This is a genomic window from Pseudomonas sp. R84, assembly GCF_009834515.1.
Taxonomy (GTDB): Bacteria; Pseudomonadota; Gammaproteobacteria; order Pseudomonadales; family Pseudomonadaceae; genus Aquipseudomonas.
The window spans coordinates 99,364-113,899 of sequence record NZ_CP019426.1 but is presented as its reverse complement, the minus strand read 5'-3'; the positions used below and the strand labels follow the sequence as shown (position 1 = coordinate 113,899).

The following is a 14,536-nucleotide window of genomic DNA, read 5'->3' as shown; positions in this document are numbered from 1 at the left end:
CTCTGTCGCCGATAGCTGCGGATGATGCCGATTGTAATTAAGATGGGGCAATGTTTCCCCAGCCAAGGTGCCAACCGTGAGCGTGAACAACCCTCTGCTGCAGTCCTACGACCTGCCACCGTTCTCCACGATCCGTGCCGAACACGTCCTGCCCGCCATCGAAACGATCCTGGCCGACAACCGCGCCGCCATCGCCGAAATCCTCAAGAGCCAAGTCCATAACCCGACCTGGGCCGGCCTGGTACTGGCGATGGACGAACTCAATGACCGTCTCGGCGCTGCCTGGAGCCCGGTCAGCCACCTCAACGCCGTGTGCAACAGCGCCGAGCTTCGCGAAGCTTACGAGTCGTGCCTGCCTGCCCTGAGCGCCTACTCCACCGAGATGGGCCAGAACCGCGAGCTGTTCCAGGCTTATGAAGCGCTGGCCAACAGCCCGGAAGCCGCTGGTTTCGACGTGGCGCAAAAGACTATTCTGGAACACGCTCTGCGTGACTTCCGTCTGTCGGGTATCGACCTGCCGGAAGCCGAGCAGAAACGCTACGCCGAAGTGCAAAGCAAACTGTCCGAGCTGGGCAGCCGCTTCTCCAACCAACTGCTCGACGCTACGCAGGCTTGGACCAAGCACGTCAGCGACGAAGCCGCCCTCGCCGGCCTGACCGATTCGGCCAAGGCGCAAATGGCTGCCGCCGCGCAAGCCAAAGGCCTCGATGGCTGGCTGATCACCTTGGAATTCCCGAGCTACTACGCGGTGATGACTTACGCGCAAGACCGCGCGCTGCGTGAAGAAGTCTACGCCGCCTACTGCACCCGCGCCTCGGATCAAGGCCCGAACGCCGGTCAGAACGATAACGGCCCGGTGATGGAAGAGATCCTCGATCTGCGTCAGGAACTGGCCAAGCTGCTGGGTTTCGCCAGCTTCTCCGAGCTGAGCCTGGCCACGAAAATGGCCGAATCCAGCGATCAGGTACTGAGCTTCCTGCGCGATCTGGCCAAGCGCAGCAAGCCGTTCGCTGAGCAGGATCTGCAACAGCTGCGCGCCTACGCCGCCGAACAGGGCTGCGCCGATCTGCAAAGCTGGGACAGCGGTTTCTACGGCGAAAAGCTCCGTGAACAGCGCTACAGCGTTGCCCAGGAAACCCTGCGTGCGTACTTCCCGATCGACAAAGTGCTGGGCGGTCTGTTTGCCATCGTTCAGCGTCTGTACGGCATCGAGATCGCCGAGCAGAAGGGCTTCGACACCTGGCACCCGGACGTGCGCCTGTTCGAAATCAAGGAAAACGGCCAGCACGTCGGCCGCTTCTTCTTCGACCTTTATGCCCGCGCCAACAAGCGTGGCGGGGCGTGGATGGACGGCGCCCGCGACCGTCGTCGTACCGTCGACGGCGTGCTGCAAAGCCCGGTGGCCAATCTGGTGTGCAACTTCACCCCGGCCGACAGCGGCAAGCCTGCGCTGCTGACCCACGACGAAGTGACCACGCTGTTCCACGAATTCGGTCATGGCCTGCACCACCTGCTGACTCGCGTTGATCACGCCGGTGTTTCCGGGATCAACGGCGTGGCGTGGGACGCGGTCGAGCTGCCAAGCCAGTTCATGGAAAACTGGTGCTGGGAGCCGGAAGGTCTCGCGCTGATTTCCGGTCACTACGAATCTGGTGAGCCGCTGCCTCAGGACCTGCTCGAAAAAATGCTCGCGGCGAAGAACTTCCAGTCCGGCCTGATGATGGTCCGTCAGCTCGAGTTCTCGCTGTTCGACTTCGAACTGCACGCCACCCACGGTGACGGCCGCAATCCGCTGCAAGTGCTGGAAGGCGTTCGCGACGAAGTGTCGGTGATGCGTCCGCCGGCCTACAACCGCTTCCCGAACAGCTTCGCGCACATCTTTGCCGGCGGTTACGCGGCGGGTTACTACAGCTACAAGTGGGCGGAAGTGCTGTCGGCCGATGCCTTCTCGAAGTTTGAAGAAGACGGCGTGCTCAACGCAGAAACCGGCCGCGCCTTCCGCGAAGCGATTCTGGCGCGCGGCGGTTCGCAGGCGCCGATGGTGCTGTTCGTCGACTTCCGTGGCCGTGAGCCATCGATTGACGCACTGTTGCGCCACAGCGGCCTGAGTGAGGACGCGGCAGCATGAGTGAGGGGCCTGTGATTACCAAGAAGCGCTTTATCGCCGGGGCGGTCTGCCCGGCGTGCAGCGAACCGGACAAGCTGATGATGTGGAACGAGGACGGCGTGCCGCACCGCGAATGTGTGGCCTGCGGTTACTCGGATACGCTAAACGAGCAAGGGCTGTCGGTGCCGAAAGAATTGGGCACGCGGGTCAACACCAGTGCGCTGAACAAACCCGCGCCGGACAAGACCGTGCAGGCCGTACAGTTTTTCCCCAACCCGAAACTGAAAAAAAAGCCTGACCAGCCCAATTGAGCCATGACTGCCTCGCACCGAATCAGCGGTGCGAGGTGGTATCTATCTAATGCCTTGCCCTTGCGCTTTCTCCGTAGGCTGATTTTTTTCAACCTGCGGTCAAGGAAGACGCGATGCCCCCTACCAATCCCCTGCTACAACGCTGGCAGCTGCCGGCCTGGTCCGACGTGAAGGCCGAGCACCTGGCACCCGCCATCAATGCCATCGTGGCCGATAATCAGCGGATCATCGCCGAAGTGATCGCCACCCAGACCGACCACCCCAATTGGGATGATCTGGTGGTGGCCGTCGCCGAAGCCGACGCACGGCTCGCTGAAACCATGGGCATCATTGAAGTGCTCTCGACCGTCAAAACCACGGACATCGACTGGATAGAGCAAAGCGCCCTGTGCAGCATTACTGCGGCTCGCTATCGGGTGCAGAAGGCTGCGAACCTGGAGCTTTATCACACGTATCAACGTCTGCAGCAGAGCCCGATCGCCGACAGCTTCGATGACTTTCGCAAAGCGTCGTTGGCCAAGACTCTGCGTGGTTTTCGTTTGTCGGGCATTGAGTTGCCTGCCGAACTGCGACAGCGGTTAACCACGATAAACCTCGACATCGAGCTTCAGGAGCAATTGTTCCAGATCAATCTGGAGCGCAGCAGCGCTGGCTGGAGCAAGCAGATTAGCCAGGCTGCGACCCTCGACGGCCTGTCAGCCGCGTTCCAGGATCGGCTGGCGCTCAACGCGCGTCGAGCGGGGAAAAGCGGCTGGTTGTTGACGCTGGATCGAAACACCTACGAATACATCATGAAAAATGCGCGAGATCGGCATTTGCGCGAAGAGTATTTTCGCGCTTATTGCACCCGGGCCTCGGATCAAGGACCGCATGATGCGCGGTTCGATAACGGACCCGTCTTGCAAAAACTGCTCGGCTTACGCCATGAAAAAGCCCGGTTGCTGGGCTTCGAGAGCTTTGCACACCTGCGGCTTTCGAACCACATGGCCAACTCGCCCGCCCAGGTCGAACATTTTTTAAAGCAACAGATCGAGCACAATCGCACATCACTGGAGCAGGACATGCAGGCCCTGCGAGCATTCGCCACAACCCAGGGCGTCACAGAACTGCAGGCTTGGGATTTCGAGTTTTTCGTCGAGCAATTACGTCAGCAACGCTCGGCGAGCGCACTGAACGGACTTGGCGAGTATTTTCCGCTGGATGAAACGCTGTGTCGGTTCTGCCAATTCAATGAACATTTATTCGGTATCAAACTGACCGAGCAGAAGGACCTCAGCCATTGGCACGAGGAAGTGCGTCTGTTGGAAGTCAGCGAATACGGACAGTTGATCGGGTACATCTACTTCGATCCCTTTCATCGCGAGGACGCCCCCGACTTTGCCCTGACCAATACCATGCGCAACCGACGCATCAATGCCGAGGGTCGGCCGGCCCTGCCAATCGCTATCCTCCACTGCAACTTCCCTGCCGCGACCAGCGAACATCGCTGCCTGCTTTCACACAAGGACCTGCGCGTGCTGTTCCATGAGTTCGGGCATTGCCTGCAACAGGTGCTGACCCGCTCGCCTCACCACAATCTGTCGGGTATCGCGCAACTGGGGCGTGATACCGGTGAGTTTGCCGGGCAACTGTTCGAACAATTCAGCCTTTCAGCGGAGCTGCTTCAGTGGCTGTCAGCACACCACGAAACCCGCTCGCCGCTAAAGCGCGCACGGCTAACGTCAGCACTGGCCGCCATCGCGACGCTTACCAGTCGCGATACCGCCACGCTGCTGCTTGAGGCTTTACTCGATCTTGAATTGCACCGCAGCGAAGAAAATGGCCAAAACCCGCAACAGCGCTTCGAAGCGGTGCTGCTGGAAATACCGCAACTGCAATTGCCCGCCTATTGCCGCTTTGCCAACAGTTTCGATTATCTGGTGACCGGTTACGAAGCATCGGTCTACGCCTACAAATGGTCAGGCGTACTGGCCAGCGAGGCGTTCAAGCACATTGAGCGTGATGGGGTATTCAATGCGCAAACCGGCCGAAAGTTGCGTGAAGCGTTCTTCTCCGGTGATTCGATTTCACTGTTGGCCGCGCTGGAAGTCTTCGTCGGCCAGGCAGTTCAGACAGATCTGGCAGCGCAACCGGACTGACGCGCCGATCACTCGACGTGGGCGGACTTGAACCAGCTTTTCATCGAACAGGTGGCGAAAGCACTGGTGCTGCAATCGCCATTGGCCAGCGCCGTGCGCAGCTTGTCGACATCGGCCTGCATCACGTAGCGCACGCTATCGCGGAAGTGCCCGCTCTCACCAAAACCGCCCTGAGTCATCTCGCTCAAGGCATCCTCTTTGCTCCAGCCCTGCACCACCACACGGTACATCGCCGCCATCAGGCCGGTGCGGTCGGAGCCGTGTTTGCAATGCATCAATACCGGACCGCTGGCTTCGGCAGACTGAATCGCCCGCAGGGTCTTGAGCACATCGGCGTCGTCAACGTGATTGGTGCGATACGGCAGTTGCACCTGATTGATGCCGGGCTCGGACAACCAATTACTGTCCGCTTCCGGAAGGAAGTTGATCACCGTGGCGACTTTCAGATTCTTCAGCAACGGCACCGCACCGCCATCGGGCAAGGCGCTGCGATAGAGCGTCGGCGACATCTGGAACAGGTTGTATTGCACTTCGACCGGTTGCGCCCAATCAGCAGGACGAACTGTCGCAGTTGCCGCAGCCTGGGCAGGCATCCAGGGCAACAGCACCAATAGCGATAAGCACAAAGCGGAAAAAAAACGCACTCGGGACATGCTGGGGTAACCGTGTCGGGGTTCATCGGTGAGAGGAACGGCAGCTTCGATGTTGAGCGGTCAAAGCCCTGTGAGGCGCTTGTCAAAGAATCGTGAATCCGCACGGTTTCATGCACTGGCATGCGGAAAACCGCTGTTTTTTTCCACTGAATCGATTCATCCCGAAGCTTAGCCTGCTACCATTTGTCACACGATGTTGCAGACGAGTCCCCATTTTCCGGGTCATACCGTCACGTCGCGACGAAAACTCCTCAAGCCGCTCGCAGAAGCGGCTGTCCCCTAATGCCTGATGAGGTGCACCCCATGTCTGATGAAAGTCGAGACAACCCGCGGCGTGAATTCTTACGCAAATCCCTGACCCTGATTCCGGTGGTCACCCTGGCTGGCACCGGTCTGGGCAGCAGCGTCTTGCAAGCAGCGCCTGAAGCCAAACCAGCTGCGCCCGCGCCGCAACCGGTTCGCACTGATGCCAGCGTGTATCAGCCGAGCTATTTCACCGCCGAAGAATGGGCGTTCATCAATGCCGCCGTCGCACAGCTGATCCCCAACGATGCCCAAGGCCCGGGCGCGCTCGAAGCCGGCGTGCCGGAATACATCGACCGGCAGATGAACACGCCGTACGCCGCCGGTGCGCTGTGGTACATGCAAGGCCCGTTCAACGCCGACGCCGCTCCGGAAATGGGCTGGCAGAGCAAACTGGTGCCCAAAGAGATCTATCGCCTCGGCATCGCCGCCACGGATCAGTGGGCAAAATCCCTCAACGGTAAAGTATTTGCTGAGCAAGACAGCGCTACCCGAGACGATTTGCTCAAGCAACTTGAAACCGGCAAAGCGCAGTTCGACGCGGTTCCGGCGAAGATTTTCTTCAATCTGCTGCTGCAAAACACCAAGGAGGGGTTCTTCTGCGACCCGATCCACGGTGGCAACAAAGGCATGGTCGGCTGGACAATGATCGGCTTCCCCGGCGCCCGCGCCGATTTCATGGATTGGGTGGAACGTAACGAGCAATACCCCTTCCCGGCAGTTTCGATTCGCGGCGAGAGGGCGTAAGCATGGCAACGGTAATGAAGAAGGTTGACGCAGTCATTGTCGGTTTCGGCTGGACTGGCGCGATCATGGCCAAAGAATTGACCGAAGCGGGCCTCAACGTGCTGGCGCTGGAGCGCGGGCCGATGCAGGACACCTACCCGGACGGCAACTATCCGCAGGTGATCGACGAACTCACCTACAGCGTGCGTAAAAAACTCTTTCAGGACATCTCCAAGGAAACCGTCACCATTCGCCACAGCGTCAACGACATCGCCCTGCCGAACCGCCAGTTGGGCGCGTTTCTGCCGGGCAATGGTGTTGGCGGCGCCGGACTGCACTGGTCGGGCGTGCACTTCCGGGTCGATCCGATCGAGTTGCGCATGCGTAGCCACTACGAAGAGCGCTACGGCAAAAGCTTTATCCCCAAGGACATGACCATCCAGGACTTCGGCGTCAGCTATGAAGAACTGGAGCCGTTCTTCGATTTCGCCGAAAAAGTCTTCGGCACCTCGGGCCAGGCCTGGACGGTGAAAGGCCAATTGGTCGGTCAGGGCAAGGGCGGCAACCCGTACGCGCCGGATCGCTCCAACCCGTTCCCGCTGGAAGCGCAGAAAAACACAGTCTCCGCACAGCTGTTCGGCAAAGCAGCGACTGAAGTCGGTTACAAGCCCTACAACTTGCCTTCGGCAAACACCTCGGGGCCTTACACCAACCCTTACGGCGCACAGATGGGGCCGTGCAACTTCTGCGGTTTCTGCAGTGGTTACGTTTGCTACATGTATTCCAAAGCCTCGCCGAACGTGAACATTCTGCCGGCGCTCAAGCCGCTGCCGAATTTCGAGCTGCGGCCTAACTCGCATGTGTTGCGGGTCAATCTCGACAGCAGCAAATCCAAAGCCACCGGCGTGACCTACATCGACGGACAGGGTCGCGAGATCGAGCAACCGGCGGATCTGGTGATTCTCGGCGCGTTCCAGTTGCACAACGTGCGTCTGATGCTGCTGTCCGGCATCGGCAAGCCATACGACCCGATCAGCGGCGAAGGCGTGGTCGGGCGTAACTTTGCCTACCAGAACATGGCGACCATCAAGGCGTTCTTCAACAAGGACACCCACACCAACAACTTCATTGGCGCCGGCGGCAACGGCGTGGCGCTGGATGACTTCAACGCCGACAACTTCGACCACGGCCCGCACGGCTTCGTCGGCGGCTCGCCGATGTGGGTCAACCAGGCTGGTAGCCGACCGATTGCTGGCACCTCGAATCCGCCGGGTACACCGGCGTGGGGCAGTGACTGGAAACGCGCCACCGCCGATTACTACACCCACCAGGTGTCGATGGATGCCCACGGCGCGCATCAGTCCTACCGTGGCAACTACCTTGATCTCGATCCGGTGTACCGCGATGCCTATGGTTTGCCGCTGCTGCGGATGACCTTCGACTGGCAGGAAAACGACATCAAGATGAACCGTTTCATGGTCGAGAAAATGGGCAAGGTCGCCGAAGCGATGGGCCCGAAAGCCATTGCGGTGATCGGCAAGAAAGTCGGCGACCACTTCAACACCGCGTCGTACCAGACCACCCACCTTAACGGTGGCGCGATCATGGGCACCGACCCAAAGAAGAGCGCGCTGAACCGCTACTTGCAGAGCTGGGACGTGCACAACGTTTTCGTTCCGGGTGCCTCGGCATTCCCGCAAGGCCTCGGTTACAACCCGACCGGGCTGGTTGCCGCACTGACCTACTGGTCGGCGAAGGCGATCCGCGAGCAATACCTGAAAAACCCCGGCCCGCTGGTTCAGGCTTAAGGAGCGATGACCATGAAAAATCTCGTTATCGCGACTCTGGCGCTGCTCGGCAGTGCCTCAATTCATGCGGCTGAAGTTGATCAAAGTCTGATCAAACAGGGCGAATACCTCGCCCGCGCCGGTGACTGCGTGGCCTGCCACACCGCCAAGGGCGGCAAACCGTTCGCCGGTGGCCTGCCGATGGAAACCCCGATCGGCACGATCTACTCGACCAACATCACCCCGGACAAAACCGGCGTCGGTGAATACAGCTTCGAGGACTTCGATCAGGCCGTACGCCATGGCGTCGCCAAAAACGGTAGTACGTTGTACCCGGCGATGCCGTATCCGTCCTACGCGCGTGTCAGCGAAACCGACATGCAAGCGTTGTACGCGTACTTCATGCACGGCGTAGAACCGGTGGCGCAAGAGAACAAGGCCAGCGACATTCCGTGGCCGTTGAGCATGCGTTGGCCGTTGATGGGCTGGCGCTGGATGTTTGCGCCGAAGGTCGAGGACTACAAAGCGACGAGTACCGACCCGGTGATCGATCGTGGTGCGTATCTGGTCGAAGGCCTCGGTCATTGCGGTGCCTGCCATACGCCGCGCGCCCTGACCATGCAGGAAAAATCCCTGAGCGCGGCCGATGGCAAAAACTTCCTCGCCGGCAGTGCGCCGCTGGAAGGCTGGATCGCCAAAAGTCTGCGTGGTGATCACAAGGATGGCCTCGGTAGCTGGAGCGAAGAGCAACTGGTGCAGTTCCTCAAGACCGGGCGTAGCGATCGCAGCGCCGTGTTCGGCGGCATGAGCGATGTGGTCACCCACAGCATGCAATACATGACGGATGCCGATCTGACGGCGATTGCCCGCTACCTCAAGTCGTTGCCGGCCACTGATCCGAACGATCAACCGCATCAGTACGATGAAAAAGCCGCCAAGGCGCTGTGGAACGGTGATGACAGTCAGCGTGGCGCTGCGGTGTACATCGACAACTGCGCCGCGTGCCACCGCACCGATGGCCACGGTTATACCCGGGTGTTCCCGGCGCTGGCGGGTAATCCGGTGCTGCAATCGGAAGACCCGACTTCGTTGATTCACATCGTGCTCAAGGGCGGTACGTTGCCGGCGACACACACGGCGCCGTCGACCTTCACCATGCCGGGCTTCGCCTGGCGTCTGTCGGATCAGGAAGTGGCGGATGTGGTGAGCTTCATCCGCGGCAGTTGGGGTAATAAAGGTGCGCCGGTCAGCGCCAAAGAAGTTGCGGGTTTACGCAGCGACGATATGAAAACTACGTCCACTGATGATCTTGGCCAAGTCACCGATCATCATTAAAAACAAAAACCCTGCATGAACCATTCATGCAGGGTTTTTTAATGACAGATATCGCAACAAGTTCCAATCTTACGGATTAACGATACTTACATAAGCCTTGGCCAATGCAATCAGCTTCGCCTTGTCGTCGTTATCAATATCACCATCACCGTCCACATCGTTCTTGTTGGTGCGAACAGTGAACGTTTTGCCACGGTCGCTGGACACTGCCACCACGTAGTCCGAGTCAACCAGAGTCTCGGTGGGCAGCTCCTGCTCGGCGTTCCAGCCCAGTTCCTTGCGCGCAAGTTGCATCGAAACAATGGTATTGGGCTCCGATGCATTGGGCAGCATCATTTGCATAAAGACGCCACGCTGATTGAGATAAGACATGAATTAAATCCTTTTAATTTAGTTACCGGACAAATGCCGATGGAAGTGGCCAAGACTATATTCGATAACTTGGCGCGACAACGGGACATATGTATCTCGGATTGTACTTTGCACTTATATATAAACTTTGCCAGTCAGCGCGTATCCCATCGCTGAACGGTACTGGATCACACCGGGTGCGCTCAGGTACTGTATGCATATACAGATCAGGAGCCCGCCCAATGATCAACCCTCTCCCGCCCCGCGGTCGCGGAACCGCCAGTAACCCGCACAACCGCTTCGCGCCGAACCGCTCGGTGGCGGAGGATGACGGCTGGTATCAGGAAGTGCCGCTGACGCAAGGCACCGAGGTGATGATCGAAACCGCAAAAACCATCATCACCCGTAACACTTCACCAGACTTGCCGTTCGACCGTTCCATCAATCCCTATCGAGGCTGTGAGCATGGCTGCATCTATTGCTACGCACGGCCCAGCCACGCCTATTGGGACATGTCACCCGGGCTGGATTTCGAAACGAAACTGATCGCCAAGACCAACGCCGCCCAAGTGCTGGAAGAACAGCTCGGAAAGAAAGGCTATCAATGTGCGCCGATCAACCTGGGTTCCAACACCGACCCGTATCAGCCGATCGAGCGTGAACACAAAATCACCCGCCAGACCCTCGAAGTGCTGCTGCGCTATAAGCACCCGGTGACCATCATCACCAAAGGCTCGCTGATTCTGCGCGACCTCGACCTGCTCACCGAACTGGCGCAGCAACGGCTAGTGGCCGTAATGATCAGCCTGACCACGCTGGACGACGAACTCAAACGCATCCTCGAACCGCGCGCCGCTGCACCCAAGGCACGATTGCGCGCGATCCGGATGATGCGCGAAGCAGGCATTCCCGTTGGTGTGCTGTGTTCACCGATGATTCCAATGATCAATGACAGTGAAATCGAAAATCTGCTCAACGAAGCCCACGCCGCCGGTGCGCAAAGTGCTGCGTACATGATGTTGCGTCTGCCGCTGGAAGTGGCGCCGCTGTTCGAGGAATGGCTTCAGTCGCACTACCCGCAACGCGCCGCGCACGTGCTGAGCCTGATCCGCCAGAGCCGTGGCGGCGAACTCTACGACAGCCGTTTTGGTGCACGCATGCGCGGTGAAGGGGTGTTCGCCGACCTGCTCGCGCAACGCTTTGCCAAAGCGATCAAGCGGCTTGGCATGAATCACCGCGAAGGCTATAACCTCGATTGCACCGCCTTCTGTCCGCCGGGTCGCCAGATGTCGTTGATTTAGCGACAATTGGCCTATGGTTGAGGGGTTGGAATCCTTCCGCCGAAATCACCCAGTCACGTTTTTTGTGACCTGGAACACACGTTCTAGAGCGTTTGATTCAGTTTGAGTTAAGTTTCGGCGGCTACCTTGTTCATCGAGTGACTGACGGGTCGGGATGACCCGGATGTTTAAACAGCCACTGGCTTCATACCGGAATACATGGGAATGACTCCCCTAATCCGCCAAAGAGGATGAATCATGAGTGACAAGGATAAACAGCCGTTGGCTGCGTCGGGGCAAACCCCTGAAGCGGAATCCGCCGATGCAGCGCTGCGACAGATCGTAGACGGCTTTTTGCATTTTCATCATGAGGTCTTCCCACAGCAGGAAGAACTCTTCAAGAAACTCGCCACGGCCCAAGCGCCCAAGGCGATGTTCATCACCTGCGCCGACTCGCGCATCGTCCCCGAGCTGATTACCCACAGCTCGCCCGGCGATCTGTTCGTGACCCGTAACGTCGGCAACGTCGTGCCGCCTTACGGGCAGATGAACGGCGGCGTTTCCACCGCGATCGAATACGCGGTACTGGCGCTCGGCGTGCAGCACATCATCATCTGCGGCCACTCCGATTGCGGCGCCATGCGTGCGGTGCTCAATCCGGACAGCCTGGAAAAAATGCCGACAGTGAAAGCCTGGCTGCGCCACGCTGAAGTCGCGAAAACCATGGTGCATGAAAACTGTAACTGCGCCGACGAAAAAGAAAGCATGCCGATCCTCACCGAGGAAAACGTCATCGCCCAACTGCAGCACTTGCGTACCCATCCTTCGGTAGCCTCGCGCATGGCGAACGGTCATTTGTTCATCCATGGCTGGGTCTACGACATCGAAACCAGCGAAATCAAAGCTTACGACGCGGATCAGGGACGTTTCCTGCCGCTCGACGGTAGCCATCCGATTCCGGTGGCGACGCCCAAAGCGCGCTTCTAAATCTTCCTAAAAATCTGTGTGGTTTGACGCCGGCCGCTGTTTCAGCGGTTCGGCGAAGCCATGCCTGAAGAAAACTTCGGGAGAATCGCTATGCGTGCGGCTCAATTGAAAGCGGTGTTGCCACGGGAGTTGCTCGCTTCAGTGGTTGTGTTTCTGGTCGCGTTGCCGCTGTGCATGGGTATCGCGATTGCGTCAGGGTTGCCACCGGCCAAGGGTTTGATCACTGGGATCATCGGCGGTCTGGTGGTCGGTTGGCTGGCGGGTTCGCCGTTGCAGGTCAGCGGGCCGGCGGCGGGTCTGGCGGTGTTGGTGTTCGAACTGGTGCGCCAGCACGGCATCGAGATGCTCGGGCCGATTCTGCTGCTCGCCGGTTTCCTGCAACTGGTCGCCGGGCGCTTGAAGCTCGGTTGCTGGTTTCGGGTCACGGCGCCAGCGGTGGTCTACGGCATGCTGGCGGGGATTGGCGTGTTGATTGTGCTGTCGCAGGTGCATGTGATGCTCGATGCGTCACCAAAGCCCTCGGGCCTGGATAACCTTACGGCGTTCCCGGCAGCAGTGGCGCAGGCCTTGCCGTCGTTCGGCTGGCAGGCCGGGCTGCTCGGACTGTCAACGATTGCGGTGATGTGGTTGTGGGAAAAATTTCGCCCGCATTCGTTGCGCTTCGTTCCGGGCGCATTGCTCGGTGTCGGTCTGGCGACCGGGGCAAGTCTGTTGCTGGCCCTGCAAGTCAAACGCGTCGAGGTGCCGGCGAATCTGGCCGAAGCCATCGATTGGCTGAAACCGGCGGACTTGCTCAGCCTGGCTGATCCGACGCTGCTGATCGCCGCGTTCGCCGTGGCGTTTATCGCCAGCGCCGAAACGTTGCTGTCCGCCGCAGCGGTAGATCGCATGCACAGCGGCGTGCGTTCGGACTTCGACCGTGAGCTGTCGGCGCAAGGTGTCGGCAACATGCTCTGCGGTCTGCTCGGCGCGCTGCCGATGACCGGGGTGATCGTGCGCAGTTCGGCCAACGTCCAGGCCGGCGCAACCACGCGTTACTCGACGATCTTCCATGGTCTGTGGCTGCTGGCGTTCGTGCTGTTGCTGTCGAGTGTGCTGCAAAGCATTCCGGTGGCGAGTCTGGCGGGTGTGCTGGTGTACACCGGGTTCAAACTGGTCGATCTCAAAGCTTTCCGAGGCTTGAGTCGTTATGGCCGGATGCCGATGTTCACCTATGCCGCGACGGCGTTGGCGATCATCTTCACCGACCTGCTGACGGGCGTGTTGATCGGTTTCGGTCTGACGATGTTGAAACTGGCGTTCAAGGCTTCGCGATTGAAGATCAGCCTGATCGATCTGCCGCAGGAGGGTGAGATGGAATTGCGTCTGGTCGGTGCGGCGACCTTCCTCAAGGTGCCGGCGCTGACGCAAGTGCTGGGCAGCATTCCCCAGGGGACGACGGTGCATGTGCCGCTCAATAATCTGAGCTACATCGACCATTCGTGTCTGGAGTTGCTGGAAGAGTGGGGCCGGGCGAATGCGGCGAAGGGCTCGAAGCTGTTGATTGAGTCGCGCGGGTTGAAGCGCAGGCTTGAGGGACGGATTCGAACGACTACCGGGATCGGCGCTGCCGGCTAAATTTGCTGGTTGAACTCAACCCCTGTAGGAGCTGCCGCAGGCTGCGATCTTTTGATTCTGATTGTAAAAGATCAAAAGATCGCAGCCTGCGGCAGCTCCTACATTCGATTGTGTGTAACTCAGGCAGCAGGCTGGTCCAGTTCCAGACCCACACCCAGTCGGCGGCCCATGCACGGCCAGCGTTTCCACGCGGCGCCGGTGTCCGGGCTGCTGAGTTTTTCGCGGTAGACCTCTACCGACTCCAGGGCAAAACTTTCGTCGTTGAGCATCTCGTCAATGGCGTGATGCACCGCTTCGTCCAGTTGGTTGGCAAATTCCTCACCGATCAATTGGTGAGCAATCAAGTTGGCGACCGTCATGTCCAGGGGGATCAGTGGCTGGCCGAAATGCTTGATGTACAGGTCGTTGACCTCTTCGACAAAACGGTGCGCCAGATAGGCTTCATCAAGCAGGCTGTCCAGGCCAACGTGCCCGGCCATGATGGCTGGCGGCTGGAGGAAATACTGCTCGGCGATTTTCAGCACCGGTTTGATCTGCGATTCGATTCCCGCTTCCCTGGCGACTTCATTGGCTGCATCCAGCAGGTCTGGCACTTCATCGATGTAGGCGGCGACAAAACGCGTCAGCACGCCCTGGGCGTCGGCTTCCGGCAATTGGATCGCCGGGTGTAAATGAGGCAGCTTGCTTTCCAGCTGACGGGTCAGCAGGCCGGTGTCTTTTTCGTGTTGTTGGGCTTTTTGGATCTGCTCGCGCAATGCGGCGGTGTTCATGGAAACTCCAGGAAACAAGGCAATGAAATAGGGAAGACATAAGTTAGCTGGCTTACGAAAAATGCTAAGACGCATTTGTCATAATTATTTCATCCTTGATGCGCCTGCGTTATATCGGTTTGCCACCACTCGTCTGCATCCTTCTCCATTCGTGCCCTTGAACGCAAGTGC

12 protein-coding genes are annotated in these 14,536 nt (G+C 59.0%); 9 read left to right on the top strand and 3 right to left on the bottom strand.

Annotated elements, in window-relative coordinates; all coding sequences use genetic code 11:
* Positions 1-76 precede the first annotated feature (76 nt).
* The 3 genes from prlC (at position 77) to PspR84_RS00520 (ending at position 4,556) form a co-directional block, all read left to right on the top strand.
* Positions 77-2,128 carry an oligopeptidase A gene (gene prlC / locus PspR84_RS00530; protein ID WP_160054548.1) on the top strand — a complete coding sequence of 684 codons (2,052 nt, stop codon included), beginning with the start codon at positions 77-79 and terminating at the stop codon, positions 2,126-2,128.
* A complete protein-coding gene (locus PspR84_RS00525; protein ID WP_150652827.1) occupies positions 2,125-2,418 on the top strand; it encodes a YheV family putative zinc ribbon protein in 294 nt (97 codons plus the stop codon). Before prlC ends, PspR84_RS00525 begins: the two co-directional genes overlap by 4 nt.
* A gap of 113 nt (positions 2,419-2,531) precedes the next feature.
* Entirely contained in the window at positions 2,532-4,556 is a 2,025-nt protein-coding gene (locus PspR84_RS00520) for a M3 family metallopeptidase (protein ID WP_160054546.1), read from the top strand.
* An 8-nt stretch (positions 4,557-4,564) separates the two neighbouring features.
* Here the strand turns inward: PspR84_RS00520 and PspR84_RS00515 are convergent, their stop codons facing one another.
* Entirely contained in the window at positions 4,565-5,209 is a 645-nt protein-coding gene (locus PspR84_RS00515) for a dual specificity protein phosphatase family protein (protein WP_160054544.1), read from the bottom strand.
* Between the two features lie 303 nt (positions 5,210-5,512).
* Between PspR84_RS00515 and PspR84_RS00510 the strand changes: the two genes are divergently transcribed.
* The 3 genes from PspR84_RS00510 to PspR84_RS00500 are packed head-to-tail and all read left to right on the top strand — an operon-like array spanning position 5,513 to position 9,360.
* Positions 5,513-6,259, top strand: a complete 747-nt coding sequence (locus PspR84_RS00510; RefSeq protein ID WP_160054542.1) for a gluconate 2-dehydrogenase subunit 3 family protein — start codon at positions 5,513-5,515, stop codon at positions 6,257-6,259.
* Positions 6,260-6,261: 2 nt separating this feature from the next.
* Entirely contained in the window at positions 6,262-8,046 is a 1,785-nt protein-coding gene (locus tag PspR84_RS00505; RefSeq protein ID WP_160054540.1) for a GMC family oxidoreductase, read from the top strand.
* Between the two features lie 12 nt (positions 8,047-8,058).
* The gene (locus tag PspR84_RS00500; RefSeq protein ID WP_160054538.1) at positions 8,059-9,360 is read left to right on the top strand and encodes a cytochrome c; all 1,302 of its coding nucleotides are present in this window, start codon (positions 8,059-8,061) and stop codon (positions 9,358-9,360) included.
* A 69-nt stretch (positions 9,361-9,429) separates the two neighbouring features.
* On the opposite strand, the gene PspR84_RS00495 is transcribed toward PspR84_RS00500, so the two are convergent.
* Positions 9,430-9,732 carry a hypothetical protein gene (locus PspR84_RS00495; RefSeq protein WP_160054536.1) on the bottom strand — a complete coding sequence of 101 codons (303 nt, stop codon included), beginning with the start codon at positions 9,730-9,732 and terminating at the stop codon, positions 9,430-9,432.
* 221 nt (positions 9,733-9,953) lie between these two features.
* Here PspR84_RS00495 and PspR84_RS00490 point away from each other — a divergent pair, with 221 nt between their 5' ends.
* The 3 genes from PspR84_RS00490 to PspR84_RS00480 all read left to right on the top strand — a co-directional run bounded on the left by PspR84_RS00490 (position 9,954) and on the right by PspR84_RS00480 (position 13,595).
* Complete coding sequence (locus PspR84_RS00490; RefSeq protein ID WP_160054535.1) at positions 9,954-11,012, top strand: PA0069 family radical SAM protein; 1,059 nt, start codon at positions 9,954-9,956, stop codon at positions 11,010-11,012.
* A 237-nt stretch (positions 11,013-11,249) separates the two neighbouring features.
* Entirely contained in the window at positions 11,250-11,978 is a 729-nt protein-coding gene (locus PspR84_RS00485; RefSeq protein ID WP_102902576.1) for a carbonic anhydrase, read from the top strand.
* A 90-nt stretch (positions 11,979-12,068) separates the two neighbouring features.
* A complete protein-coding gene (locus PspR84_RS00480; RefSeq protein WP_160054533.1) occupies positions 12,069-13,595 on the top strand; it encodes a SulP family inorganic anion transporter in 1,527 nt (508 codons plus the stop codon).
* Positions 13,596-13,714: 119 nt separating this feature from the next.
* On the opposite strand, the gene PspR84_RS00475 is transcribed toward PspR84_RS00480, so the two are convergent.
* Positions 13,715-14,365 (bottom strand): hypothetical protein, encoded by a 651-nt coding sequence (locus PspR84_RS00475; protein ID WP_122596900.1) that lies wholly within the window; start codon positions 14,363-14,365, stop codon positions 13,715-13,717.
* Positions 14,366-14,536: the final 171 nt, after the last annotated feature.

Excerpts from the sequence above, each read along its gene's own strand:
- PspR84_RS00525 (WP_150652827.1), top strand. The coding sequence starts at position 2,125 with ATGAGTGAGGGGCCTGTGATTACCAAGAAGCGCTTTATCGCCGGGGCG.
- PspR84_RS00520 (WP_160054546.1), top strand. The coding sequence starts at position 2,532 with ATGCCCCCTACCAATCCCCTGCTACAACGCTGGCAGCTGCCGGCCTGG.
- PspR84_RS00515 (WP_160054544.1), bottom strand. The coding sequence starts at position 5,209 with ATGTCCCGAGTGCGTTTTTTTTCCGCTTTGTGCTTATCGCTATTGGTG.
- PspR84_RS00510 (WP_160054542.1), top strand. The coding sequence starts at position 5,513 with ATGTCTGATGAAAGTCGAGACAACCCGCGGCGTGAATTCTTACGCAAA.
- PspR84_RS00505 (WP_160054540.1), top strand. The coding sequence starts at position 6,262 with ATGGCAACGGTAATGAAGAAGGTTGACGCAGTCATTGTCGGTTTCGGC.
- PspR84_RS00500 (WP_160054538.1), top strand. The coding sequence starts at position 8,059 with ATGAAAAATCTCGTTATCGCGACTCTGGCGCTGCTCGGCAGTGCCTCA.
- PspR84_RS00495 (WP_160054536.1), bottom strand. The coding sequence starts at position 9,732 with ATGTCTTATCTCAATCAGCGTGGCGTCTTTATGCAAATGATGCTGCCC.
- PspR84_RS00490 (WP_160054535.1), top strand. The coding sequence starts at position 9,954 with ATGATCAACCCTCTCCCGCCCCGCGGTCGCGGAACCGCCAGTAACCCG.
- PspR84_RS00485 (WP_102902576.1), top strand. The coding sequence starts at position 11,250 with ATGAGTGACAAGGATAAACAGCCGTTGGCTGCGTCGGGGCAAACCCCT.
- PspR84_RS00480 (WP_160054533.1), top strand. The coding sequence starts at position 12,069 with ATGCGTGCGGCTCAATTGAAAGCGGTGTTGCCACGGGAGTTGCTCGCT.
- PspR84_RS00475 (WP_122596900.1), bottom strand. The coding sequence starts at position 14,365 with ATGAACACCGCCGCATTGCGCGAGCAGATCCAAAAAGCCCAACAACAC.